Origin of the sequence: Mycobacterium sp. NPDC050041, assembly GCF_049541695.1 — a bacterium.
In the GTDB taxonomy this organism is placed as follows: Bacteria; Actinomycetota; Actinomycetes; order Mycobacteriales; family Mycobacteriaceae; genus Mycobacterium.
Genome location: NZ_JBMVDG010000001.1, coordinates 283,461 through 307,225, shown reverse-complemented (window position 1 = coordinate 307,225; position 23,765 = coordinate 283,461). Strand labels below are relative to the sequence as shown.

Sequence of the window (23,765 nt, the reverse complement as noted above, 5' to 3'; positions counted from 1 at the left end):
CGACACTGAGCGGTATGGAACAGTACCGCCGCGGCGACCTGGTGTTCGACGTCAAGGACGTGGGTCCGCCGGACGGGCCGGTGGTGGTGCTGCTGCACGGCTTCCCGCAGCACAACGACAGCTGGGACGCCGTCATCGCCCGGCTCAGCGCGCAGGGTTTCCGCTGCCTGGCGCCCAATCAGCGCGGCTACTCGCCCGGCGCCCGCCCGCGGCGGCGCCGTGACTACAAGACCACCGAGCTCGTCGCGGACATCGGCGCCCTGATCGACGCCAGCGGCGCGGACAAGGTGCACGTGGTCGGCCACGACTGGGGCGCCGCCGTCGCGTGGGGCGTCGCGTCGGAGTACCCCGACCGGCTCGCGACGGTGTCGCCGGTGTCGGTACCGCACCCCGCGGCGTTCCTCAAGTCCATGCCGACCAGCAAGCAGGGCCTGGCGTCCTGGTACATGTACGTCTTCCAGTTGCCGTGGCTGCCGGAGTTCCTGCTCACCCGCAACGGCGGCGCATTCTCGACGAAGTCGCTGCAGCGCATCGGTCAGACCCGGCAGGCCGCCGAACGCGACACCCGCGCGATGCTCGAGCCGGGCGCGATGACTGCAGGCCTGAACTGGTACCGGGCCATGCCGCTGACCGACCTGCGGCGGGCCAGCGGGGAGATCACCGTGCCGACGATGTACGTGTGGAGCGACAACGACGCGGCGCTGCTGCCCAAGGCCGCTTATGAGACCGAGCGGTACGTCGCGGCGGACTACCGCTTCGAGGTGATGCCCGGCGTCTCGCACTGGATCCCCGAGGAGAAGGCCGACGAGCTGTCGGACCTGCTGCTGGAGTGGTTCGCCGCCCACCCGATCACCTGACTCGACACCCGTCGAGTTAAGTTGAGCGGGTGACTGATTCCGGTAAGCCCGAGATCGCCTTTCCGTCCCGCGTCGGTGTCTGGTGGGCCAGCGAGACATGGTCGATCACCGAGGCCCAGGACGTCGCCCGCGAGATCGAGGCGCTCGGCTACGGCTCGCTGTTCATCCCGGAGGTGACCGGCAAGGAGTGCCTGACCCAGTCGGCGGCATTCCTCTCCGCGACCGACCGCCTGGTGGTGGGCACCGGAATCGCGAACATCCACATCCGGCTGCCATCGGCCGCCGAGACCGGCGGCCGCACCCTCAACGCGCAGTATCCCCACCGCTTCGTGCTGGGCCTCGGCGTGAGCCACGCGCCGCTCGTCGAACACGGGATGGGCGGGACGTACTCGAAGCCGCTGGCGACGATGCGCACCTATCTCGACAAGATGGCGGCGGTGTCCGAGATGATCGAGCCGGGCGCTCCCCGCCCCACCCGGCTGCTGGCGGCGCTGGGCCCGAAGATGATCGAACTCTCCGGCACCCACGCCGACGGCGCCCACCCGTATCTCGTCACCCCGGCGCAGACCCAGACCACCCGCGACATCCTCGGACCCGACAAGTGGATCGTCTCCGAGCAGGCCGTCGCCTTCGGCGGCACCGACGAGGACCAGCTGCAGCGCGCGCACCAGCATCTCGACGTGTACAGCGGGCTGCCGAACTATCGCAACTCGTGGCTGCGGCAGGGCTTCGAGGAATCCGACCTGGTGCGCGGCGGCTCGGACCGGCTGGCCCGCGGCGTCGTCGGCCTGGGCTCGGTTGCCGACGCGGCGGCCTCGGTCACCGCCCACCTCGACGCCGGCGCCGACCACGTCGTGGTGCAGGTGCTCGGGGACAACCCGATGGCCGACCCGCGGCCGGCCCTGCGGGAACTGGCCAAGGCGCTCCCGCTGGGATGAGCCCTAGTCGTAGATGACGTCGAGCCCCTTGCGCCTCAAGTCGGCGAGGCCATCGCGCATGGACTGCAACTGCTCGGCTGAGTGGCCCACCCAGTCGGTCAGTTCGCCGACGATCTTCACCGGCTCACGGGTGCGGTAGGAGCGGGTCGGATTGCCGGGCAGCTTCTTGTCCGTGACGTTCGGGTCGTCCTCCAGTTCGCCTTCCGGTTCCACGATGTAGATGCGGCACCGGCCTTCGCCGGCCGCCATCTCGGCCCCCCACACCGCGGCGTCGAGCGTCTGCGTCACGTAGACGTGATTCATGATCCGTCCCGCCTCGTAATTCGATTCGCGCCCGGGCACCAGGAGATCACCCACCGACAGGTCGGCCCTGGTGCCGTGCAGGTACGCGCCCGTCGGGTGAACCTCGAACGGTTTCGGCGTGTTCGTCACTCTCAACCCCCGTAGATCGTTACTGGCCGGAGGATTGTGCAGCACGAACGGGGCCTTGCGGCAAGCCCCCACCCCTGCCTTAAAGTGAGAGTGGGAAGAGGCGCGACGCGCTTCCGCGAGTGTGAATCTGGCGGCGAATTTCGCCGCAAATCGTCGTGACGTTCACACTCGGATGACTGTTCAGAGGCCGACCATCGCCATGCCGGCCGGGTTGTATCGGTCGCCTTGCACGCCGACCCGTGCGGCCAGGACATCGAGCCCCGCGACGTCATCGGCCGACAGCGCAATCTCTGTGGCACCTGCGTTCTCGTCGATGCGGCTACGGCGGCGGGTGCCGGGGATGGGCACGATCCACGGCTGCTGGGCGAGTAGCCAGGCCAGGGCGATCTGCCCCGGCGCGGCGCCCTTGGCCTCAGCGAGCGTGCGCACCTGGGTCACCAGCGCCTCATTCGCGGCAATGTTCTCCGCGGTGAACCGCGGGATCGTCGCCCTGACGTCACCGGTGGCGAAGTCCGTTGTCTGCGAGACGGTTCCAGTGAGAAACCCCTTGCCGAGCGGGCTGAACGGGACGAACCCGATGCCCAGTTCCGCGCATGTGGGCAGCACGTCCGGCTCGGGATCCCGGGTCCACAGCGAGTATTCGCTCTGCACCGCCGTGACGGGATGCACGGCGTGGGCGCGCCGGATGGTGGCGGCCCCCGCCTCCGACAGCCCGAAGTGCCGCGCCTTTCCCGCCTGCACCAGGTCCGCGACCGTGCCGGCGACGTCCTCGATCGGCACATTCGGGTCGACCCGATGCTGGTAGAACAGGTCGATGACGTCAGTCCGGAGGCGGCGCAGCGACGCGTCGGCGACGCGCCTGATCTGTTCCGGGCGCGAGTCGGTGCCGACCATCTTGCCGTCCTGGATGTTCCAGCCGAACTTGGTGGCGATCACCACCCGTTCGCGCAGCGGCGCCAACGCCTCGCCGACGAGTTCCTCGTTGACGTAGGGCCCGTAGACCTCGGCGGTGTCGAAGAACGTCACCCCCGCTTCTTCGACCGCATAGCGCAGTACGCCGATCATGTCGTCGCGGTCACCGGGGTTGGGCCCGTAACTCTGCGACATCCCCATGGCGCCGAGCCCTACCGCCGAAACGCGAAGTCCCTGGCCAAGTGTGCGGGTGTGCATGCTCATGCCTCCGGGATCTTGATGCCGTAGTTCTCGCGGGTGACGTCCTCGGGCTCCGGGCCGCCGCGCACACCGGTGTCCAGCGCGTCGATGGCGGCCAACTGCTCGGTGTTCAGGTCGAAGTCGAAGACGTCGAAGTTCTCGGCGATCCGTGACGGCGTCACCGACTTCGGAATCACCTGGCGGCCCTGCTGCAGATGCCACCGCAACATCACCTGAGCCGGTGTCTTCGAGTGCGAAGCCGCGATCTCGCCGATGACCGGGTTGTCGAGGGTCGAGGTGTGCGGGCCCTCGCGGTAGAAGGTGATGCCGCCGATCGGCGCCCAGGCCTGGTTGAGGATGCCGTGTTCGTCGTCGAACGCGAGCAACTCCGACTGCCGGAAGTAGGGATGGATCTCGATCTGGTTGACCGCAGGCACCACCTCCGTTTCGGCCCGCAGCTTCTCCAAGTGGGGCGGCATGAAGTTGGAGACGCCGATCGCGCGGACCTTGCCGTCGGCGTAGAGCTTCTCCAGCGCTTTGTACGCACCGATGGTCAGTTCGAACTCGCCCGGCAGCGCCTGGTGCAGGATCAGCAGGTCGAGCTGCTCGACGCCCAGCTTGCCGACGGCCTTGTCGAAGGCGTGCAGCGTGGCGTCGTAGCCGAAGTCGGTGATCCAGACCTTGGTCTCGATGAAGATGTCGTCGCGGGCCAGGCCGGACCGGCGGATCGCTTCGCCGACCTCGCGCTCGTTGCCGTACGCCGCCGCGGTGTCGATGTGCCGGTATCCGGTCTGCAGCGCCGTCTCGACGGCGGCGATGGTCTCGTCCGGCGCGGTCTGGAAGACGCCGAAGCCCAGCACGGGAATCTCGACGCCGTTGTTGAGGGTGAAGGTGGGGAGGCTCATGTCATCGACGCTAGGCGTCGCCGACGGCGTCTGGGAGTGCCTGATCAGCGGGGTACCGGCAGTACCTCCCAGCCGCCTCTGCGCCTGCCTACGGTGGAGCCATGACCGCGATCGACCTGCGCAGCGAGGTCCGTGAATTCCTCAGCTCACGGCGTGCGCGCATCAGCCCAGAACAGGCGGGACTCCCGGCCTACGGCGGCAACCGCCGGGTCAAGGGACTGCGGCGCGAAGAGGTCGCGATGCTGGCGGGGGTGTCGGTCGACTACTACGTGCGCATGGAGCGCGGCAGTCTGGCCGGCGCGTCGGAGGGCGTGCTGGACGCGCTGGCATCCGCGCTGCAACTCGACGAGGCGGAGCGTGAGCACCTCTATGCGCTCGCCAGGCAGTCCGGGACCGGGAGCAGTCGTCGCAAGCGCAGGACGCCGGGGACCGTCCGGCCCGCCCTGCAGCAGGTCCTCGATGCCATCGGCGACGCGCCCGCCTGGATCCGCAACGGGCGCCACGACGTGCTCGCGATGAACCAACTGGCCCGCGCGCTCTACGCGCCGGTGCTCGCCGACCCGCGCCGGCCCGCGAACACCGCGCGGTTCGTGTACTTGAATTGCGAGGCTGCCGAGCAGTTCTTCGTCGACTACGACAAGATCGCCCGCGATGCGGCCGCGATGCTTCGCCTCGAAGCGGGTCAGAACCCGCACGACGAGGACCTGATCGCCTTGGTCGGTGAGTTGTCGACCCGCAGCGAGCTCTTCCGGAAGCAGTGGGCTTCTCAGGATGTCCGCTTCCACCGATCCGGGCGAAAGCGGTTGCGCCACCCCGTCGTCGGTCAGCTCGATCTGGACTTCGAGGCGATGCCGCTGCCCGCCGACCCCGGTCTTCAGCTCAACGTCTACACGGCGCCTGCGGACACGCCCACCGCCGACGGCCTCAAACTGCTCGCTTCGTGGGCGGCCAGCCAGGACGGCCTCGCCACGGAACGGGCCGCAACCAAAGGATGAGGCGCGGCCGGCGACGGTCCTACTGTGTCTCACCCTCGGGTCGGGCGCGCGTCGACCGGAGCCTCGGCGGGACATCGGAGTCGCCGCTGTCGGTCGCCGCCCAGCTGGCCAGGAGCGTGAGGTTGTCGGCGGACTTCGATGCCGGTTCGGCGGTGTATGCAGTCAGCGAAAGGCCCGCGCCCCCAGGGATGTCCATGACGTCATAGGCCAGCTCCAGCTCTCCGACGGAGGGGTGACGGAAGGTCTTGGTGCCGCTGTAGTGCGTGCGGACGTTGTGTGTCGCCCAGCGTTGGCGGAACTCATCCGACTGGGTCGACAGCTCCCCGACGAGGGCGGACAACGCGGCATTACCGGGAGTCCGGCCGGCCTCGGTGCGGAGCAGAGCGACCGCGACGTTGGCCGCGCCGTCCCAGTCGGGGTAGAAATCGCGCGCCGCGGGATCCATGAATGCGAAACGGGCGAGGTTCGGGACTTCGGGTTCGGCGTCGTAGGCCGGTGAGTAGAGCGCCCGGCCCAGCATGTTGGCGGCCAGCAGATCCATGCGGCCGTTCCGCACGATCGAGGCCACCCCGGTCATTCCGTCGAGCACCCGCTGGATGCTGGGGCTCAGGCGTGGTCGTTTCACGCCTGCCGCCCTGCTGCGCGGTGAGGAATTGGCGGCGCGGGCCAAGCGGTGCAGGTGCAGCCGTTCGGCCTCGTCCAGCTGCAGGGCGTTGGCGATCGCCTCGAGCACCGTCTCCGACACCCCGGCGAGGTTGCCCCGTTCGAGGCGGTTGTAGTAGTCCACGCTCACCCCGGCCAGCGCGGCCACTTCTTCGCGGCGCAGCCCGGGCACGCGGCGGGTGCCGTAAGACGGCAGGTTGACGCGCTCAGGGGAGATCCTGGCGCGCCGGGTCACGAAGAACTCCCGGATGTCGCTCCTGCTGTCCATGAGCCCAGGGTAGGCAGTCACGACGCGGTCAGGGGTGCCCTGTCAGTACATGGAACAGCCGAACCTGTTACCGGCCTATGAGAACGGGTTTCGTGGTCATCGGAAGAAGTCGAGCATCACCCCGGAAACCGAGGAGTCGAACCCGCCATGAACCCCGCTCGCAGCGACGGCAGCACCCGATTGCCGCTGTTGGTGTACGTCCTGGCAGCAGGAATCTTCCTGATGGGCACAACTGAATTCATGCTCGCCGGCGTTCTCCCCGAGGTGGCCGCCGACCTCGGCATCAGTGTCGCCAAGGCGGGACTGCTCATCACCGCGTTCGCGGTCGGCATGATCGTCGGTCCGCCGGTCATGGCGTTGGCCACGCTGCGGATGCCTGCGCGCGCCACCCTGGTCGGTGCACTGATCGTGTTTGCCGTCGGGCATGCGGTGGCGGCGGTCAGCGAGTCCTTCGCCGTGCTGACCGTTGCGCGCGTCATCACCGCGCTGGCCACCGGGACGTTCTGGGCGGTCGGAGCGGTGGTGGCCACCGCGGCGGCCGGCCCCACGGCCGGTGCGCGAGCGCTGGCAGTGATGTCGGGCGGCTTGAGTCTGGCTGTGGTGGCAGGTGTGCCGCTGGGCACCTTCGCCGGCCTGCTCACGGGGTGGCGGGGTCCGTTCTGGCTTCTGGCCGGCCTGTCGGTGGTCGTGGCTGTCGCGGTGCAGCGACTGGCACCCGCCACGAACGGCGACCGATCCGCCGAGCTGTCCGTCCGGAGTGAGGTCGAGGCGATCCGGCCCTGGCGGGTGTGGGCGTCGCTGGCGGCGATCGTGTTGGCCCAGGCCGGTTTCCTTGGCACCTACAGTTTCATCAGCCCGTTGTTGACCGGTCGTTCCGGGGTCCCGGAGGCGCTGGTGCCCGTCGTGCTGGCGGGGTTGGGGATCGGCGCACTGGTCGGCACCGCCGTCGGGGGTCGCTTCGGAGACCGTCATCCGCTGGCCGTCATCGCCCTGGCGACGGCGTCATCGGCAGCGGCGATGCTGACTCTTGCGGCCGCAGCCGGCCATACGACGATCGCGGTGATTCTCGTGGTGCTGCTCGGCGCGTTCGGGCTCGGCGCCAACCCGGTGTTGATCGCCCAGGTCCTCCGTCACGCCGGCGGTGGTTCGACCCTGGCCTCGTCGCTGGCCACTGCCGCGTTCAACATGGGCACCGCAGGCGGATCCGCACTCGCGGGCGCCATGCTCTCGACACCGCTGGGACTGACCGGACCGGCCGTCCTCGGTGCGCTGATCACCGGTTCCGCACTGATGCCGCTGACGATTCTGGCCGTCGCCCACCGCCGGGCCGGACATGGTCGGCACTTCAACCGCACGCCGAAGTCATTGCCGGACAGGCGATTCGAATATCAACGTTAGGAGTGAACATGACGATCGACGTCAATCAGGACCGTGAAGCGCAGAACCACAGGGGCTTCGGCCGCCGCGGACTGACCGTTGCCGCATCGGTGGTGGCGATTCTGGCCGCTGCCGGTTGCACGGCCTCCCAGCCGGGCGGCTCACCTGCACCCCCGGTGCCCGCGGCCGCAACGCCGGATCTGCCCCCCGGCGACATCGGCCGAGGCGCGGACAACTTCTACAGCAGCGACCAGGTGACGGTCCAGAAGGTCACGTTCAAGAATCAGTATCAGATGAACGTGGTGGGAAATCTGTTCGTCCCCAAGAACATGGCGCCGGACGCCAGCGCTGCCGCGATGGTCGTCGGTCACCCGATGGGAGCGGTCAAGGAGCAGAGCGCCAACCTGTACGCCACCAAGATGGCCGAGCAAGGATTCGTCACGATGTCCTTGGATCTGTCGTTCTGGGGTGAAAGTGACGGCCTGCCACGCAATGCCGTGTCGCCGGACATCTACGCCGAAGACTTCAGCGCGGCCGTCGATTACCTGCGCACCCAACCGTTCGTCGACCGCGAACGCATCGGCGCTCTGGGCATCTGCGGCAGCGGCAGCTTCGTCATCAGCGCCGCGAAGATCGATCCGCGCATCAAGGCCGTCGCCACGGTCAGCATGTACGACATGGGCGCCGCCAACCGCGACGGGCTGCGCAACGCCGTCAGCCTCGAACAGCGCCGGGAGGTGCTCGCACAGGCCGCACAGCAGCGCGACGCCGAATTCACCGGTGCGCCGACGGAATTCACCGGCGGCACACCTGAGGAGCTGTCCGCAGCGTCGTCGCCGATCGACCGCGAGTTCTACGACTTCTACCGCACCGCACGCGGACACAGCCCCGACACCAGCACCCACCCCACGCTGACCAGCAACGTCAAATTCATGAACTTCTACCCGTTCGCCGACATCGAGACCATCTCGCCTCGACCCATGCTGTTCATCTCCGGTGACCAGGCCCATTCGCGCGAGTTCAGCGAGGACGCCTACCGGCTGGCCGCCGAACCCAAGCAGTTGGTGCTCGTTCCCGGAGCCGGGCATGTCGACCTGTACGACCGGGTCGACCTCATCCCCTTCGAGGCGCTGACCACGTTCTTCCGGACCAACCTTTCCCCTGCATGAGGACATATGAGAGGACGACACAGATGAAGCCGATCCTGGCGATGACTGCCCTGCTGGCTGCGGCCACCTCGTTGACCCTGGCGAAGGCAGGCCCCGCCGGCGCCGACGACGGCATCCAGATCTCAACCGATCAGGAGCGGCCGACCGCAGCGGGGCCCGCCGAGAACTTCACCGGTCAGGTCGGGGTGAAGCCGCTGTTCAACCCGAACGGCGCCCGCACATTCGGCGCGGCCGAGGTGACCTTCAGCCCGTGCGCACGAACGGCATGGCACACCCATCCCGGCGGACAGACGCTCATCGTCACCTCGGGCACCGGTTGGGTGCAGCAGTGGGGCGGTCCCAGGCAACCGATCAACTCCGGCGACGTGATCTGGACCGAGCCCGGCGTGAAGCACTGGCACGGCGCCCAGCAGGACACGGAGATGACCCACATCGCCGTCCAGGCCACCGTCGACGGGCGTCCCGTCGACTGGATGGAACACGTCACCGACGAGCAGTACCACGGATGACCGACCGGCCATCGACGACAGTTCACGAGAGGAAGGGATCGCCATGCGTGGCGTAGTGATGCACACCCCCGGCGATGTACGGGTCGAAAACCGGGACGACCCGGAGATCATCGAGGCGACCGACGCGATCATCCGGGTCGCCGCAACCTGCATCTGCGGCTCGGATCTGTGGCCGTATCGCGGCGTCGAATCCGCCGACCATCAGGTCATGGGACATGAGTACGTCGGCGTCGTCGAGGAGATCGGCAGCGCGGTGAGGACCCTCGGCGTCGGAGACTTCGTCGTCGGGTCCTTCTTCGCGTCCGACAACACCTGCGAGATCTGCCGCGCCGGATATCAGAGTCGCTGCGTGCACGCCGTACTCATGGGCGCGGCGATCGGCACCCAGACCGAACGCGCCCGCATCCCCCTTGCCGACGGCACCCTGGTCGCCACACCCGGCCACCCCGACCCCGAACTGATTCCCTCGCTGTTGGCGGCCTCCGACGTGCTCGGCACCGGTTGGTTCGCCGCCGTGGCCGCCGAGGCGGGGCCCGGCAAGACGGTGGCCGTCGTCGGTGACGGCGCGGTGGGCCTGATGGGCGTGCTGGCCGCCAGGCAGCTCGGCGCCGAGCGCATCATCGCCATGTCGCGACACCCCCAACGGCAGGAACTGGCGCGCTTCTACGGTGCCACCGACATCGTCGAAGAACGTGGCGACGAAGGAGTCGCCAGGGTCAGGCAACTCACCGACGGGCTCGGCGCCCACAGCGTCATCGAGGCCGTCGGCACCCAGGAGTCGATGTTGCAAGCGATCCGGTCCGCCCGGCCCGGCGCACACGTCGGCTACGTCGGGGTCGCCCACGACGGTGTCACACTGCCCGCCGATGAGCTGTTCTTCTCCGCGGTGCATCTGCACGGCGGCCCGGCGCCGGTGCGCCGATTCCTTCCCGAGCTGATCCAGCTGATCTGGGATCGGACGATCGATCCAGGCAGGGTGTTCGACCTGTCCCTGCCCCTCGACCAGGCCGCCGACGGGTACCGGGCCATGGACGAACGCCGGGCGGTCAAGGTGCTGCTCACCTGCTGACCGGTCGGATCGGCCTAGTCGGCGGCCGGCTCGATCGGCGGGGCCGGGATTCCGGCGCGGCGGGCCGCGCGGCGCCGCTTGATGAACTCGATCAGCATCGGCAGCACCGACGCCAGCACGATCGCGATGAAGATCGGCTCCAGCAGCTTCTGGATGATCTCGAACTGGCCGAGCCAGAAGCCGAGCAGCGTCAGGCCGACGCCCCACACCACCGCACCGAGGATGTTGTACAGCGCGAACACCGGATAGCTCATCCTGGCGGCGCCCGCGGTCAGCGGGGCGAGCGTCCGCACGATGGGCACGAACCGGGCCATCACGATCGCGAACGGTCCGCGCTGCTCGAAGAACAGGTGCGCCTCGTCGAGGTAGCGCTGCTTGAGGAAGCGCGCGTCCGGTTTGAACATCGCGGTGCCGAGGTTGCGGCCGATCCAGTAGCCGACCTGACCACCCAGGATGGCCGCGATCGGGATGAACACCAGCAGCTGCCAGAGCTGGAAGTCGGGCACCTCTTTGCCCTGTTCGGCCGCGGCGGCGGTGCCTGCGGCCAGCATTCCTGCCACGAAGAGCAGCGAGTCGCCCGGCAGGATCGGGAACAGCACCCCGGACTCGACGAAGATCACCACCAGCAGTCCGACGAGCGCCCAGGTGCCGAAGTACCCGAGCAGGGTCATCGGATCCAGGAATTCGGGCATCAGCGCCAGATGGGTGGTCGGGGTGGTCATGGCACCCCAAGATACCGGCGCGGCCACGGCGTCCCGAAATTCAGCCGCGCGGCCCGGGCCGGTGAACTTCCTGCTAACGGCAATCCATCAAGCTATTCGCATAGCTAGGGTTGTATTCATGGCTACCCACTCCGCCGCCCAACTGGCCGCGGTCGGCGAGAAGCTGACCCTCGTCGACGTCGAGACCACCGCCCCCGGGCGCGACCACGTCCGCATCGACGTCGCCGCGTGCGGTGTCTGCGGCACCGACCACGCCTTCGTCAACGGCGCCTTCCCCGGTATGACGTGGCCGCTCACCCCGGGTCACGAAGTGGCGGGCACGATCGCCGAACTGGGCGACGGCGTCGAGGGCTTCGAGGTGGGCGACCGGGTGGCGGTCGGCTGGTTCGGCGGCAACTGCAACCGCTGCGTTCCCTGTCGTAAGGGCTTCTTCATGCAGTGCGAGCGGGGCCAGATACCCAGCCTGAGCTATCCCGGTGGCTATGCAGAGTCGATCACCGTCCCGGCGACCGCGCTCGCCCGCATCCCCGACGAGCTGTCGTTCGCCGAGGCCGCCCCGATGGGCTGCGCCGGGGTGACCACCTTCAACGCGCTGCGGCAGACCCGGGCCGTCGCCGGCGACCTGGTCGCGGTGCTCGGCATCGGCGGGCTCGGCCACCTCGGTGTGCAGTGGGCCAGGGCGATGGGCTTCGAGACCGTCGCGATCGCCCGCGGCGCAGGCAAGGCCGACGACGCCAAGGCCCTCGGCGCGCACCACTACGTCGACTCCACCGCCGGTGACGTCGGCGAGGCGCTGCAGAAGCTGGGCGGGGCCGCGGTGGTGCTCGCCACGGCGGCGAACTCGAAGGCCATGGCCGACACCGTCGGCGGACTCGCCCCGCAGGGTGAGCTGGTCATCGTCGGCGTCACCGCCGACCCGCTGCCGATCAGCCCGATGCAGCTGATCACCCCCGGGCTCAGCGTGACCGGCCATCCGTCGGGCACCGCGCGCGACGTCGAGGAGACCATGCACTTCGCGGTGCAGTCCGGCGTGCGGGCGATGATCGAGGAGCGGCCGCTGGCCGAGGCCGCCGAGGCGTACGCGGCGATGGACGAGGGGCGCGCGCGCTACCGCATGGTCCTGACCATGTGACGACTCGCCATGTGACGCCGGCCCGATCGGCGCATACTGGCTCCCATGCCGATCGCCACGCCCGAGGTGTACGCCGAGATGCTCGGCCGCGCCAAAGAGAACTCGTTCGCTTTCCCCGCCATCAACTGCACGTCGTCGGAGACCGTCAACGCGGCGATCAAGGGCTTCGCCGACGCGGGCAGTGACGGCATCATCCAGTTCTCCACCGGCGGAGCGGAATTCGCATCCGGCCTCGGTGTGAAGGACATGGTGACCGGCGCCGTCGCGCTGGCGGAGTTCGCGCACGTGGTCGCCGAGCGCTACCCGGTGACCGTCGCACTGCACACCGACCACTGTCCGAAGGACAAGCTGGACACCTACGTCCGCCCGCTGCTGGCGATCTCCGCCGAACGGGTGGCGGCCGGTCGCAACCCGCTGTTCCAGTCGCACATGTGGGACGGGTCGGCGGTGCCGATCGACGAGAACCTGTCGATCGCGCGGGAACTGCTCGCCCAGGCCGTCGCCGCGAAGATCGTGCTGGAGATCGAGATCGGCGTGGTCGGCGGCGAGGAGGACGGCGTCGAGGCCGAGATCAACGACAAGCTCTACACCTCAGCCGAGGACTTCGAGAAGACCGTCGATGCACTCGGGTCCGGCGAGCACGGGAAGTACCTGCTGGCCGCCACCTTCGGCAACGTGCACGGCGTGTACAAGCCGGGCAACGTCAAGCTCAAGCCAGAGGTGCTCGCCGAAGGACAGCGGGTGGCCGCCGCGAAGCTCGGACTCGGTTCCGACGCAACGCCTTTCGACTTCGTCTTCCACGGCGGCTCGGGCTCGCTGAAGTCGGAGATCGAGGACTCGCTGAAGTACGGCGTGGTGAAGATGAACGTCGACACCGACATGCAGTACGCGTTCACCCGGTCGGTCGCCGCGCACATGTTCACCAACTACGACGGTGTGCTCAAGGTCGACGGCGAGGTGGGCAACAAGAAGGTCTACGACCCGCGCAGCTACCTGAAGAAGGCCGAGGCGTCGATGTCGGAGCGCGTCGTCGAGGCCTGCCGAGACCTGCACAGCGACGGCAAGTCGGTCACCGCCTAGTTGGCGGGCGCTTGGCAGATCTTCCACTGGTCGTCGCGGAACTGCAGGTCGAAACTCCGCGTCGAGCGGGTCTGCGGCGCGAACGCCATGAAGGTGGTGACGTTGGCCTCGGCGTGATCACCGTTGACCACCACCTGGTCGATGCTCGCGACGACGGGATACTGCTTGGCCGCCGACACCCGGGCGTGGGTGTCGGCCCACGTCCGGTCGTTGTACTTGACGTAGCTGTCGCGGGTGGCGCCGCAGGTGATGCTGCGCAACGTCGCGAGGTCGCCCTTCTGCATGGCGGTGTCGTAGTTCTGGATGGTCGTGCGGACCTGTTCCTCCTGCGACACCCCACCGTCCGAGCCGCGGGTCAGCAGCAACGTGCCGAGGATCGCGATGGCCGCCAGCGCGGCGATCACCAGCACGACGGCCGCGACCCAGCCCCAGCTGCGCTTCTTCGTGGGCTGCGGTGGCCGCGGCTGCTCGCCGCGTGGCGGGATGAGTTGCGGGGTGGCCGCTTTCGGCTGACCCGCCGAGTCGCCGCCTGCCGGAGCTGCGGATGTCGCGAACACCTCGGTGGCCGGCTCCTGCGGGCTGTCGATCTTCTGCGTGGTGCCCGCGTCGAAACCGGACGGCGCGGTGAACCGACGCTCGCCCGCCTGCGACTCGGCCTGCGGATCGGTGGGCTGCGAGGTGGAGGCGAAGACCTCGGTCGCCGGTTCGTGATCGTGCTCGACCGGCACCAGGACTGCGTCCTCGGGTTCGGCGTCGTGAGGTTCGGGTTCCCGCGGCGTCGACGCGATCGCCTCGGTGGCCGGCTCGTGCCCGCCGTCCGCCTGCTGGACGTCGATGACCTCGGTCTCGGCGGCGTACTCGGGGGTCGGCTCCGATTCTCCGGATTCGGCCGTCGGAGTCTGCTCCTGCGCGTCGGCCGTCGGCTCGGTCGGCTCTTCGCCTCGTTGCGGCCCTGGTGGGTTCGACATCCCTGCTGCTTTCCTCCTCCGCGCGTCCTACGCCGGAAGCTTATCGACCCGGCTCGGGTGGTGCGCTGGAGTGCCACGCCGAACCGCACGGCACAATGGCCTCATGACGCGGATGGGCGACCTCCTGGGACCGGAGCCGGTGCTGCTGCCCGGAGACAGCGAGGCCGAGGCCGAACTGGACGCCGGCGAGAATCCGTCCATCGTCGCCGCCGCGCATCCCTCGGCGTCGGTGGCGTGGGCGACACTGGCCGAACAGGCCTTGGCCGCCGACCAGGCGGTCGCGGCCTACGCCTACGCCAGGACGGGCTATCACCGTGGCCTGGACCAGCTGCGCCGCAACGGCTGGAAGGGCTTCGGCCCGGTGCCGTTCCGGCACGAGCCCAACCGCGGCTTCCTGCGCTGTGTGGCGGCGCTGGCCAAGGCCGCCGACACCATCGGCGAGACCGACGAGTACGCCCGCTGCCTGGATCTGCTCGACGACTGCGATCCCTCGGCGCGCGGCGAGTTCGGGCTGGCCTGACCTCACGGCGCCGGCCGCGGCTACCAGTTGCTGTTCTCGCAGTTGCAGTCCGCAGCGCCCGCCGGCGGCTCCACCTGCACGGTCGCGTGGTCGAGTCCACGAGCGGTCAGCACCGCGCGGGCGTCGTCGAGCACCCGGGCCGAGTCGGCCTCCGACGTCAGGTGTGCGGTGACCATGTCCTTGCCGGGCACCAGGGTCCACACATGCAGGTCGTGCACCTCGGTGACGCCGTCGACCGCGCAGAGCGCCGAGCGCAGTTCCTCGACGTCGATGTGCTGGGGTGAGGACTCCGACAGGATGCGCAGGGCGGCCCGGGCCAGTGCGATCGCCCGCGGCAACACCCACAGCGCGACGAACACCGCGACCACCACGTCGGCGTAGGGCCAGCTGGTGGTGACGGTGACGATGCCGGCGATCAGCACCCCGATGCTGCCGACGGTGTCCGCCACCACCTCCATGTAGGCGCCCTTGACGGCCAGGCTCTGCTCGGACTGGGAGCGCAGCAGCAGCACCACCACCGCATTGGCGAGCAGGCCGGCGAGCGCGACCACGATCAGCGGGACGCCCGGCACCTCGGGTGCGTCACCGAGCCGCTCGAACGCCTCGTAGAGGATGAACACGGCCACGCCGAGCAGCAGGACGGCGTTGGCGACGGCGGTGAACACCTCCGCGCGGTGCCAGCCGTAGGTGCGCGCCGGCGACGCGCTGCCGTGCCGGGCGAGCAGCACCGCCGTCAGCCCCATGAACATCGCGACGAGGTCGGTCAGCATGTGCCCGGCGTCGGCCAGCAGCGCGATCGAGTCGATCCACAGCGCGGTGACGAGTTCGAGGACGAAGAACGCGGACAGGATCGCGGCGGCGATGATCATCCGGCTCACCCGGGTGTCGCCCCCGCCGTGACTGTGGTCGTGCCCGGCGCCCATCCCAGCAATCTATGCGTAAAGACGCATATATCGCAAGGGTTCCCCTACAGCCAGGCCGACCAGAAGCGCGTCAGCTGGTTGCCGACCGCACTCAGCCCCGACGGCACACCCGAGAGCTCGAAGAGCCAGTACACCCCGCCGAAGAACCACTGGTTGAGCTCGGGCACCAGCAGCAGCACCAGCAGGATGAGGAAGCCCCAGCCCTTGACGGGCTCCAGCGACCGCTGCGTGTCCGGGCTCAGGTGCGGCTCCAACGCGCCGTAGCCGTCCAGCCCGGGCACCGGCAGCAGGTTGAGCAGCGCACCCGTCACCTGCAGGAAGCCCAGGAACGCCATGCCCGCCCAGAACACCGCGTGCGCGGGGTCGTACAGCAGCCGGGTCGACGTCAGCAGCAGGATGGCGAGCGCCACGTTGGCCGCGGGCCCGGCCAGGCTGACCAGCGTCTTCTGCCGGGCCGTCATCCACGACGTGCGCAGGTAGACCGCACCGCCAGGCAGCCCGATGCCGCCGAGCGCGATGAACAGCACCGGCAGGCCCAGCGACAGCAGCGGATGGGTGTACTTCAGCGGGTTCAGCGTGAGGTACCCGCGCATCTCGACGCTCTTGTCGCCGAACCGCCACGCAGTGAAGGCGTGCCCGAACTCGTGCAGGCACAGCGACACCAGCCAGCCGGAGATCACGAACACGAACACGCCCGCATAGGCCAGCGGCTTCACGGTGTCGGCGGCCAGCCACGCCAGCACACCGCCCGCCGCGGTGAGCGCGACGATGGCCAGGAAGACCGGGCTGGGCCGCACCGACTGGCGCGGCGAACGAATGCTCACGATTCGACGCTACCGATCTTCGGTAAGAAGGACCCATGACGACGATCGCTCCTCCCGCGCCACCTCCTGCGCTGCCGCCGCCGGTCCCGGCAGGCCCGCCGCCGTCCACGCCACTGCGCACGGCGGCCCGGCTGCTGCTCGCGGGCGCGATGGTGTTCGCCGGGCTGAGCCACCTCTTCTGGGGACGCAAGGACTTCCAGGCCCAGGTGCCCGACTGGGTGACGAAGACCGCGCCGATCGACACCGACGGCGTGGTGGTGGCGTCCGGCGCCGTGGAGATCATGCTCGGGGCCGGGCTGGCCGTGCTGCGACGCGACCGGGTGCTCGTCGGGCGGCTGCTGGCGGCGTTCTTCGTCGCGGTGTTCCCCGGGAACATCGCGCAGTACCTCGGCAAGCGCGACGCCTTCGGCCTGGACTCCGACCGCAAGCGCCTGGTGCGGCTGGTGTTCCAGCCGGTGCTGGTGGCGTGGGCGCTGTGGTCGACGGCGGTGCCCAGGTCGCGCTAGAGGCGGCGGGTCAGCCGACGCGCAGCCAGCCCGTGGTGTGCCGGTAGAACGTCGAGCGCTTCACCGGCCGCGGCGCCGCGACGCCGTCGCGGGTCAGCGTCGCCGCCGGGGTGCCGAGCTGCACGGCGCGCCCCGAGACCCAACCGCGCGGCCGCCCGCGCGGCGAGAGCACCGCGGCACGCAGACCCGGCAGTGACGCCGTCGGTTCGATCCGCACACCGTGTACGTCGCCGTCGAAGAGCACGGTGTCGTCGACGACGGCCTCGCCCGTCAGCGGTGTGCCCTCCGGGGAGCCCGTCCAGGATGCCGCCCCGACCAGCGCGGTTCCGGTGTCGTCGCGGATCAGCGGCACCTGCCTCGCCGGCGCGGTCACTGCCCGCCTCGCCCCGAACCGGCCTGCGACGGCGACCTCGACGTCGAGCCGGTCGGCGCGCAGCAGCCGGGTCAGCACGGCGGCCAGCTGTGCGGCGTCCCCGGCCACGACCACCCGCCTGCACCGGTCGACCCCGTCGAGATCGACCGTCGGCAGCATCCGCAGCGGCCGCGGCGCCGGCCGGTCGCCGCAGCGCAGCACCGCGACGTCGGTGGTGGTCAAGGAAAGCTCCTCGCAAACGGGTATGTGTCCGGTCGGATAAGGTAGCTCACCGGCTGCACACGTCATTTTCACGCACTGAAGCGGAGAAGCCATGCCGGCAATCGTGCTCATCGGCGCCCAGTGGGGCGACGAGGGCAAAGGAAAGGCCACCGATCTGCTCGGTGGGCGCGTCCAGTGGGTCGTGCGGTACCAGGGCGGCAACAACGCCGGCCACACCGTGGTGCTGCCCACCGGCGAGAACTTCGCGCTGCACCTGATCCCGTCGGGGATCCTGACGCCCGGCGTGACGAACGTGATCGGCAACGGCGTCGTCGTCGACCCCGGCGTGCTCCTCACCGAACTGCGCGGGCTCGAAGACCGCGGTGTCGACACCGACCGGCTGCTCATCTCGGCCGACGCGCACCTGCTGATGCCCTATCACGTGGCGATCGACAAGGTGGTCGAGCGGTACGCCGGCAGCAAGAAGATCGGCACCACCGGCCGCGGCATCGGGCCCTGTTACCAGGACAAGATCGCCCGCATCGGCATCCGCGTCGCCGACGTGCTCGACCCCCACCAGCTGACCGAGAAGATCGAGGTGGCACTGGAACTCAAGAACCAGATGCTGGTGAAGATCTACAACCGCAAGGCTCTCGACGCCGCCGAGGTGGTGGACAATCTGCTGGCGCAGGCCGAGGGGTTCACCCACCGCATCGCCGACGCCCGGTTGCTGCTCAACGCGGCCCTCGAACGCGGTGAGACGGTGCTGCTCGAGGGTTCGCAGGGCACCCTGCTCGACGTCGACCACGGCACGTATCCCTTTGTCACGTCGTCGAATCCGACGGCCGGTGGGGCGTCGGTCGGATCGGGGATCGGGCCCACCCGCATCACCACGGTGCTGGGCATCCTCAAGGCCTACACCACCCGCGTCGGATCGGGCCCGTTCCCCACCGAACTGTTCGACGAGTACGGCGCCTATCTGGCCAAGACCGGCGGCGAGGTCGGGGTCACCACCGGACGGCCGCGGCGCTGCGGTTGGTTCGACGCGGTGATCGCCCGCTACGCCACCCGCGTCAACGGGATCACCGACTACTTCCTGACCAAGCTCGACGTGCTGTCCAGCCTGGAGACCGTGCCGGTGTGTGTGGGTTACCGGGTGAACGGCAAGCGCACCGACGACATGCCGATGACGCAGTCCGACATCGCGATCGCCGAGCCGATCTACGAGGAACTGCCGGGCTGGTGGGAGGACATCTCCACCGCGCGCGAGTTCGACGACCTGCCCGCCAAGGCCCGCGACTACGTGCTTCGGCTTGAAGAACTTGCCGGAGCCCATGTTTCGTGTATCGGCGTCGGTCCCGGGCGTGAGCAGACGATTGTGCGCCGCGACATCCTGGCGGCCAAATGACAGACGACCCGCGGCTTGTCGATCCCGAATACGACAGGCACGGCGGGTTTCCCAACTTCGAACGGGCGGACCCCGGCCCCGGCTTCGCGCGGTTCCTGACCGCGATGCGCCGCGCCCAGGATCTGGCGGTGTCGGCCGCCCCGGACACCGAGACGTGGGAGAAGGCCGCTGAGCACGTCGAGGCGCTCGTCGCGCTGCTCGACCCGTTCGAGGCCGCCGAGGGCGTCGGCCCGGCCAACCGGGTGCCCGAGCTGCCGGGCGCGGGCAGCCTGCTGATGGCGCCGTACCGGGTGACGAAGTTCGACGCCGAAGCCGTGGAGCTGACCGTGCAGTTCAGTCGCTTTCACGTCGGCGGCAACTACGCGGTGCACGGCGGGGTGCTGCCGCTGATGTTCGACTCGGTGTTCGGGATGGTCATCCACGCCACCGGCAGGCCGATCAGTCGCACCGGGTTCCTGCACGTCGACTACCGCAAGGTGACGCCGATCGACACCACGCTGACCGTGCGGGGCTGGGTCCGCGAGGCACAGGGCCGCAAATCGTTCGTCAACGCCGAGATGCGCGATCCCGAGGGGAATCTGCTTGCCGAGGCGAACGGCCTGATGATCAGATTGCTGCCCGGACAGCCCTGAGCGTGACACCATGACCGCGTGGTCGAACAAAATCTGCGCAGGCTTTCGACGCCCAGGGCCGCGGCAGTGGCGGGGGTGTTGTTCGCGCTGTTGTTCGGCGCCGCACTGATTCTCATCCGTACCGCACTGCCCGACGGTGGCGCGCCGGGCTCGCAGTGGGTCGATGGGGCCAGTGGCCGGCTGCGGTGGGCGTCGGTGCTGATGCCGTTCGCGGGCATCGCCTTCCTGTGGTTCATCGGCGTCGTCCGCGACGGCCTCGGCCGCTACGAGGACAAGTTCTTCGCGAGCGTGTTCATCGGCAGCGGACTGCTGTTCCTGGCGATGATGTTCACCACCGTGGCGGTCGGCGAGGGCCTGATCGCCACCAGGGTGGTGTCGGAGAATTCCGCGGTGCACGCCGAGGTGGTGGCGTTCGGGCAGACACTGCTCAACGCGCTGAGCAAGACCTACGGCGTGCGGATGGCGGCGGTGTTCATGGTCTCGCTGGCGACGATCTGGCTGCGCACCGGGCTCATGCCGCGTCCGCTGGTGTACGCCACCTACCTGGTCGCGGTGGCGCTGCTGCTCGCCGGCGATGTGAGCGCGTGGCTGGTGCTGGCGTTCCCGGTGTGGGTGCTGCTCGTCAGCGTGCTGCTGCTGGCCCGCGCCGGCGTGGTGCACTGGGGCGACCACGAGGCGGGCGAGCGGCGTTAGCCGCCGGCGACCGCTCGGACAAGATCGCGTTTGACGGAATCCGTCGTGGGTAGGCGTTATTAGATGTCTGGGGTCACATCATCAATTCTTCTCATCGCCGATCCAGGTGCACCGGCGGCAATGGCCGAACGTCTATCTGAATCGCTCCCGGAAGTGCTGCCCGAAGGGAGCTCTGCCAAGCGCGGGTGGGACGTGTCCACGCGCCGCGAGGCGTACGCGATCGACGAGCACGATGGCGTCCCTGATCTGGTCCGCACCATCGACCCGGCGGGTGAGGACGCGGACATCGTCGTCTATTTGACGGACCTCGCCCGGCGCGTGGGGACGACGCCGACGATCGCCGACATCAGCGTGCAGCACCGGTTCGCGGTGATCTCTATTCCCGCGATGGGCGGCGTACGCCTCGATCACCGCGTACGTGCGATGGCGAGGACGGTGGTGGCCGAGGTACTGCAGTCCGGCGAGCTGGACGGCTCGGCGAAGCGACTGACTCGCACTGAGAAAGACGGCGTGGTGCGCTACTCTGCGCCGTCTGCGCTGTCACGGTTACGGCTTCTCTCCGGGATGGTCTACGCGAACCGCCCGTGGCGGTTGGTCTCCGGCATGTCCAAGGTGATGATGGCGGCGTTCGCCACCGGGGCGGTGAGCCTTGCCTATCCGACGATCTGGCAGTTGTCCGACACCATGGGCCCGTGGCGGATGATCGCGGCGACGATACTCGCGAGCGCCGCAATGATCGCCTGGCTGATCCTGGACCACGAGCTGTGGGAACGCCCTCAGTCGGCCGATGAACGGGAACGCGCGAGGTTGTACAACGCAGCGACCGTCGTCACGCTGACACTCGGCGTCGCCATCTTCCATGTCGCGCTGTTCCTGCTGTTGTTGGTGACCGCGTGGTGGACCATCCCGCCGGGGTTGATCGCTCAGAACATCGGCCATCCCGTCGACCTGTCGACCCTGTTGCTGCTGGCGTGGCTGGTGGCTGCCATCGCGACCCTGGGTGGTGCGCTCGGGTCCGGGATGGAGGATGACGAAGCCGTGAAGTCGGCGGCCTACGGCGTCCGGCAACGCCAGCGGTTCGACAGGAAGAACTGACGCCCGGCCCCCACCTCACGGTGCCAGCTGCACCACCGGCGCCGGGTCGAGAACCGGCGGCGCGAGCGGCGCCAGCGGCTGCAACACCGGCTCGGCGGGCGGGTCGGCCGGTGCAGGAGCCGGTTCGGCGGCGGGGGCGGGGTCTGCCGGCGCCGGGTCGGCGGGAGCGGCCGGAGCCGGATCCACAGGAGCGGAAGCCTGCGGCAGCGGCGGCAGCTGCGGCACCGGGATGTTGAGGACGACGACTGGGGCCGGCACGACAGCCGGGGCGGGCGCTGGTGCGGGTGCGGCCGGTGCGGCGGCGGGAGCCGCGACGGGCGCCGGACGCACCGGAGCCTTGACCGGGACCGCCGGGCGGTTGTTGCCGACGCGGACCGGAACGGGCTGGTGGTTCGCGGGTGCCTTGACCACGGTTGGGACGGCGGCAACCGACGGAGCGGTCGGCGCCGCGGCCGGGGTCGCGGGCACGACCACCGCGCCGGGTGTCACCGCCACGGGCGCCGGCGGATGCGGCTCGGCGTAGTACTGCGAGACGACCACGCCGAGAACCGCGAATGCGCCGACGGCACCCGCCATCGCCGCTGCCACCACGCCGTTGCTGAACGCCTTCGACCGGCCGGGCCGGGCCTCGCCGTCGATCGGGTCCTGGTCGTCGATCGAGTCGTCGATCGGGCCGTGGAGGTCGGCGAGCGCGTTCGACCACGCGGACGCCTGCGTGCTCTCGGCGGAGAGCACCGCGAGATCGGCGGACCGGATGGTCTCGTGGTCGACCGCGCCGGTGTGGGCTGCGGTGTCGAGGTTGTCGGCGGCGTTCATCGGGTGCTCCTCGGTGGTCTCGTCCTCGGCCGTGTCGGCCGTCGTGGGACAAGTACAGAGGGGGACCCGGGCTACCGATCCCAATTACTGCCGGGCTCGGGCGCTAATCCTCCGCGGCGATCCGCAGCGCCGAGGCCGGGCACAGCTTGACGGCCTCGCGGGCGTGGTCCTCCTCGCCGGCGGGCACCTCGTCGACGATCACCTCGACGATGCCGTCGTCGTCCTGGTCGAACACCGCGTCGGCGACCATGACGCAGTTTCCCGACGCGATGCACGCGTCCTGTTCGGCTTCGACCCTCATCCGCTCATCACCACCCTGCTACCAACTCACTGCCAGCGACCGTAGTCCGTAGATGAAGTGGAACGACCGGAACTGCACATCCTCGAACGGTTCGGCGAGCGCGAGCCGCGGGAAGCGGCGCAGCAACGCGGGGAAGGCGATCCGCATCTCCATCCGGGCCAGCGGTGCGCCGAGACAGTGGTGCACGCCGTGGCCGAAGGCCAGGTGCCCCATCGCGCCGCGGGAGATGTCGAGCCTCTCGGGTGCGTCGACGAAGTGCGGGTCCCGGTTGCCCGTCGGCAGCGACACGAACACCAGCTGGCCGGCCGGGATGTGCACCCCCGCAACTTCCACGTCGGTGGTGGTGATACGGGGGATGGCACTGTGCACGATGGACAGCCAGCGCAGCAGCTCCTCGACCGCGGGCGCCACCGCATCGGGATCGTCGCGCACCGCCGCCAGCTGCTCGGGATGCCGCAGTAGGGCAAGGGTGCCCAGCCCGAGCATGTTCGACGTGGTCTCGTGGCCCGCCAACAGCAGCAGGCTCGCCACGCCGACGAGTTCGTCGTCGGTCAGCTCGTCGCCGTGCTCGCGCACCAGCATGCCGAGGATGTCATCGCCGGGCTCCACCCGCGCCCGGGTGACCAGCGACTGCATGTAGTCGCGGCTCTGCCGCTGCAGCTCGAACCGGTCGGCGATCGGGATGGACAGGTCCAGCTGGCGTGCCGACCGGCGCTGGAAGTCGGCGCGGTCCTCGTACGGCACGCCGAGCAGCTCGCAGATCACCAGCGACGGGATCGGCAGCGCGAATCCTTCAACGAGATCTGTTGGCGCGCCAGCCTTTTCCATTGCGTCGAGGTGTTCGTCGACGATCGCGACGATGCGCGGTTCGAGCCGCTTGATCCGCCGGATGGTGAACTCGGGGGTGAGCATCCGGCGCAGCCGCTGGTGGTCGGGCGGGTCGAGGCCGAGCAGATTCCCCGAACGGTTGCGCTGCTGTTCGTCCTCCGAGAGCACCGGCGCGCCCGGGATCACGAAGCCGGGCGGTCGCCCGTTGGAGAAGCGCTGGTGATCCGACAGCACCGCCTTGGCGTCCTCGTGGCGGGTGACCAGGTAGACGTCCATGCCGAAGGCACTCTTGGCGACCCGCACACCCGTGGACTCGCGGATCTCCCGCAGTTCGGGGGTGGGATCGAAGTCGTTGCGGCGCATGTGCAACGGCGGCAGCGGCTCCGCCTCGACGTCGGTCATGTCACGA

The 23,765-nt window shown here is 69.2% G+C and carries 27 protein-coding genes; 15 read left to right on the top strand and 12 right to left on the bottom strand.

The features are described 5' to 3' along the window. The first annotated feature begins 14 nt into the window (after window positions 1-14). Entirely contained in the window at window positions 15-857 is an 843-nt protein-coding gene (locus tag ACPCHZ_RS01685; RefSeq protein ID WP_423483780.1) for an alpha/beta fold hydrolase, read from the top strand. Window positions 858-886: 29 nt separating this feature from the next. After that, window positions 887-1,795, top strand: a complete 909-nt coding sequence (locus tag ACPCHZ_RS01680) for an LLM class F420-dependent oxidoreductase (protein WP_364977055.1) — start codon at window positions 887-889, stop codon at window positions 1,793-1,795. A gap of 3 nt (window positions 1,796-1,798) precedes the next feature. On the opposite strand, the gene arr is transcribed toward ACPCHZ_RS01680, so the two are convergent. From arr to ACPCHZ_RS01665, 3 genes are all read right to left on the bottom strand, one after another. Further along, window positions 1,799-2,227, bottom strand: a complete 429-nt coding sequence (gene arr, locus ACPCHZ_RS01675; protein WP_423483141.1) for an NAD(+)--rifampin ADP-ribosyltransferase — start codon at window positions 2,225-2,227, stop codon at window positions 1,799-1,801. Between the two features lie 180 nt (window positions 2,228-2,407). Continuing rightward, on the bottom strand, window positions 2,408-3,397 hold the full coding sequence (locus ACPCHZ_RS01670; protein ID WP_423483779.1) for an aldo/keto reductase: 990 nt from the start codon (window positions 3,395-3,397) through the stop codon (window positions 2,408-2,410). A gap of 2 nt (window positions 3,398-3,399) precedes the next feature. Continuing rightward, window positions 3,400-4,284 (bottom strand): aldo/keto reductase, encoded by an 885-nt coding sequence (locus ACPCHZ_RS01665; RefSeq protein ID WP_423483140.1) that lies wholly within the window; start codon window positions 4,282-4,284, stop codon window positions 3,400-3,402. 101 nt (window positions 4,285-4,385) lie between these two features. Between ACPCHZ_RS01665 and ACPCHZ_RS01660 the strand changes: the two genes are divergently transcribed. After that, window positions 4,386-5,279 (top strand): helix-turn-helix transcriptional regulator, encoded by an 894-nt coding sequence (locus ACPCHZ_RS01660; protein ID WP_423483139.1) that lies wholly within the window; start codon window positions 4,386-4,388, stop codon window positions 5,277-5,279. A gap of 19 nt (window positions 5,280-5,298) precedes the next feature. On the opposite strand, the gene ACPCHZ_RS01655 is transcribed toward ACPCHZ_RS01660, so the two are convergent. After that, complete coding sequence (locus ACPCHZ_RS01655) at window positions 5,299-6,210, bottom strand: helix-turn-helix transcriptional regulator (protein WP_423483138.1); 912 nt, start codon at window positions 6,208-6,210, stop codon at window positions 5,299-5,301. 147 nt (window positions 6,211-6,357) lie between these two features. On the opposite strand from ACPCHZ_RS01655, the gene ACPCHZ_RS01650 reads away from it, so the two are divergent. The 4 genes from ACPCHZ_RS01650 to ACPCHZ_RS01635 are packed head-to-tail and all read left to right on the top strand — an operon-like array spanning window position 6,358 to window position 10,334. Further along, window positions 6,358-7,608: an MFS transporter gene (locus ACPCHZ_RS01650; protein ID WP_423483137.1), complete on the top strand. Its 1,251-nt coding sequence runs from the start codon at window positions 6,358-6,360 to the stop codon at window positions 7,606-7,608. An 8-nt stretch (window positions 7,609-7,616) separates the two neighbouring features. Continuing rightward, window positions 7,617-8,756 (top strand): alpha/beta hydrolase, encoded by a 1,140-nt coding sequence (locus ACPCHZ_RS01645; RefSeq protein WP_423483136.1) that lies wholly within the window; start codon window positions 7,617-7,619, stop codon window positions 8,754-8,756. 23 nt (window positions 8,757-8,779) lie between these two features. After that, entirely contained in the window at window positions 8,780-9,265 is a 486-nt protein-coding gene (locus tag ACPCHZ_RS01640) for a (R)-mandelonitrile lyase (protein ID WP_423483135.1), read from the top strand. Between the two features lie 43 nt (window positions 9,266-9,308). Further along, window positions 9,309-10,334: a zinc-dependent alcohol dehydrogenase family protein gene (locus ACPCHZ_RS01635; protein ID WP_423483134.1), complete on the top strand. Its 1,026-nt coding sequence runs from the start codon at window positions 9,309-9,311 to the stop codon at window positions 10,332-10,334. A gap of 14 nt (window positions 10,335-10,348) precedes the next feature. On the opposite strand, the gene ACPCHZ_RS01630 is transcribed toward ACPCHZ_RS01635, so the two are convergent. Next, on the bottom strand, window positions 10,349-11,056 hold the full coding sequence (locus tag ACPCHZ_RS01630) for a VTT domain-containing protein (protein WP_364977032.1): 708 nt from the start codon (window positions 11,054-11,056) through the stop codon (window positions 10,349-10,351). A 118-nt stretch (window positions 11,057-11,174) separates the two neighbouring features. Between ACPCHZ_RS01630 and ACPCHZ_RS01625 the strand changes: the two genes are divergently transcribed. Together ACPCHZ_RS01625 and fbaA are read left to right on the top strand one after the other, a co-directional pair. Then, window positions 11,175-12,188, top strand: coding sequence for an alcohol dehydrogenase catalytic domain-containing protein (locus ACPCHZ_RS01625; RefSeq protein ID WP_423483133.1), 1,014 nt, complete (start codon window positions 11,175-11,177; stop codon window positions 12,186-12,188). A 45-nt stretch (window positions 12,189-12,233) separates the two neighbouring features. Beyond that, window positions 12,234-13,268, top strand: a complete 1,035-nt coding sequence (fbaA, locus tag ACPCHZ_RS01620) for a class II fructose-bisphosphate aldolase (RefSeq protein ID WP_423483132.1) — start codon at window positions 12,234-12,236, stop codon at window positions 13,266-13,268. Here the strand turns inward: fbaA and ACPCHZ_RS01615 are convergent. Then, window positions 13,265-14,236 (bottom strand): DUF4878 domain-containing protein, encoded by a 972-nt coding sequence (locus tag ACPCHZ_RS01615; RefSeq protein WP_423483131.1) that lies wholly within the window; start codon window positions 14,234-14,236, stop codon window positions 13,265-13,267. The two genes, fbaA and ACPCHZ_RS01615, sit on opposite strands and share 4 nt — an antisense overlap. Window positions 14,237-14,339: 103 nt before the next feature. On the opposite strand from ACPCHZ_RS01615, the gene ACPCHZ_RS01610 reads away from it, so the two are divergent. Then, on the top strand, window positions 14,340-14,756 hold the full coding sequence (locus tag ACPCHZ_RS01610; protein ID WP_364977024.1) for a DUF3151 domain-containing protein: 417 nt from the start codon (window positions 14,340-14,342) through the stop codon (window positions 14,754-14,756). Between the two features lie 20 nt (window positions 14,757-14,776). Here the strand turns inward: ACPCHZ_RS01610 and ACPCHZ_RS01605 are convergent, their stop codons facing one another. Together ACPCHZ_RS01605 and ACPCHZ_RS01600 are read right to left on the bottom strand one after the other, a co-directional pair. Then, the gene (locus ACPCHZ_RS01605; RefSeq protein WP_423483130.1) at window positions 14,777-15,679 is read right to left on the bottom strand and encodes a cation diffusion facilitator family transporter; all 903 of its coding nucleotides are present in this window, start codon (window positions 15,677-15,679) and stop codon (window positions 14,777-14,779) included. 44 nt (window positions 15,680-15,723) lie between these two features. Continuing rightward, entirely contained in the window at window positions 15,724-16,503 is a 780-nt protein-coding gene (locus ACPCHZ_RS01600; RefSeq protein ID WP_423483129.1) for a site-2 protease family protein, read from the bottom strand. Between the two features lie 35 nt (window positions 16,504-16,538). Here ACPCHZ_RS01600 and ACPCHZ_RS01595 point away from each other — a divergent pair, with 35 nt between their 5' ends. Then, window positions 16,539-17,009 (top strand): DoxX family protein, encoded by a 471-nt coding sequence (locus ACPCHZ_RS01595; protein WP_423483128.1) that lies wholly within the window; start codon window positions 16,539-16,541, stop codon window positions 17,007-17,009. A 10-nt stretch (window positions 17,010-17,019) separates the two neighbouring features. Here ACPCHZ_RS01595 and ACPCHZ_RS01590 read toward each other — a convergent pair whose 3' ends face one another. Then, the gene (locus tag ACPCHZ_RS01590; RefSeq protein WP_423483127.1) at window positions 17,020-17,604 is read right to left on the bottom strand and encodes a hypothetical protein; all 585 of its coding nucleotides are present in this window, start codon (window positions 17,602-17,604) and stop codon (window positions 17,020-17,022) included. Window positions 17,605-17,695: 91 nt separating this feature from the next. Here ACPCHZ_RS01590 and ACPCHZ_RS01585 point away from each other — a divergent pair, with 91 nt between their 5' ends. The 4 genes from ACPCHZ_RS01585 (at window position 17,696) to ACPCHZ_RS01570 (ending at window position 21,411) form a co-directional block, all read left to right on the top strand. Continuing rightward, on the top strand, window positions 17,696-18,991 hold the full coding sequence (locus ACPCHZ_RS01585; protein ID WP_423483126.1) for an adenylosuccinate synthase: 1,296 nt from the start codon (window positions 17,696-17,698) through the stop codon (window positions 18,989-18,991). Beyond that, entirely contained in the window at window positions 18,988-19,623 is a 636-nt protein-coding gene (locus ACPCHZ_RS01580; RefSeq protein WP_364977016.1) for a PaaI family thioesterase, read from the top strand. The genes ACPCHZ_RS01585 and ACPCHZ_RS01580 overlap by 4 nt, the downstream gene beginning before the upstream one ends. An 18-nt stretch (window positions 19,624-19,641) precedes the next feature. Further along, entirely contained in the window at window positions 19,642-20,316 is a 675-nt protein-coding gene (locus tag ACPCHZ_RS01575) for a hypothetical protein (protein ID WP_423483125.1), read from the top strand. 63 nt (window positions 20,317-20,379) lie between these two features. Next, on the top strand, window positions 20,380-21,411 hold the full coding sequence (locus tag ACPCHZ_RS01570) for a hypothetical protein (RefSeq protein ID WP_423483124.1): 1,032 nt from the start codon (window positions 20,380-20,382) through the stop codon (window positions 21,409-21,411). 15 nt (window positions 21,412-21,426) lie between these two features. Here the strand turns inward: ACPCHZ_RS01570 and ACPCHZ_RS01565 are convergent, their stop codons facing one another. The 3 genes from ACPCHZ_RS01565 to ACPCHZ_RS01555 form a co-directional block, all read right to left on the bottom strand. Continuing rightward, window positions 21,427-22,227: a hypothetical protein gene (locus ACPCHZ_RS01565; RefSeq protein ID WP_423483123.1), complete on the bottom strand. Its 801-nt coding sequence runs from the start codon at window positions 22,225-22,227 to the stop codon at window positions 21,427-21,429. A 103-nt stretch (window positions 22,228-22,330) separates the two neighbouring features. Beyond that, window positions 22,331-22,528 (bottom strand): ferredoxin, encoded by a 198-nt coding sequence (locus ACPCHZ_RS01560; RefSeq protein ID WP_364977008.1) that lies wholly within the window; start codon window positions 22,526-22,528, stop codon window positions 22,331-22,333. 18 nt (window positions 22,529-22,546) lie between these two features. Beyond that, window positions 22,547-23,758, bottom strand: coding sequence for a cytochrome P450 (locus ACPCHZ_RS01555; RefSeq protein ID WP_423483122.1), 1,212 nt, complete (start codon window positions 23,756-23,758; stop codon window positions 22,547-22,549). Window positions 23,759-23,765: the final 7 nt, after the last annotated feature.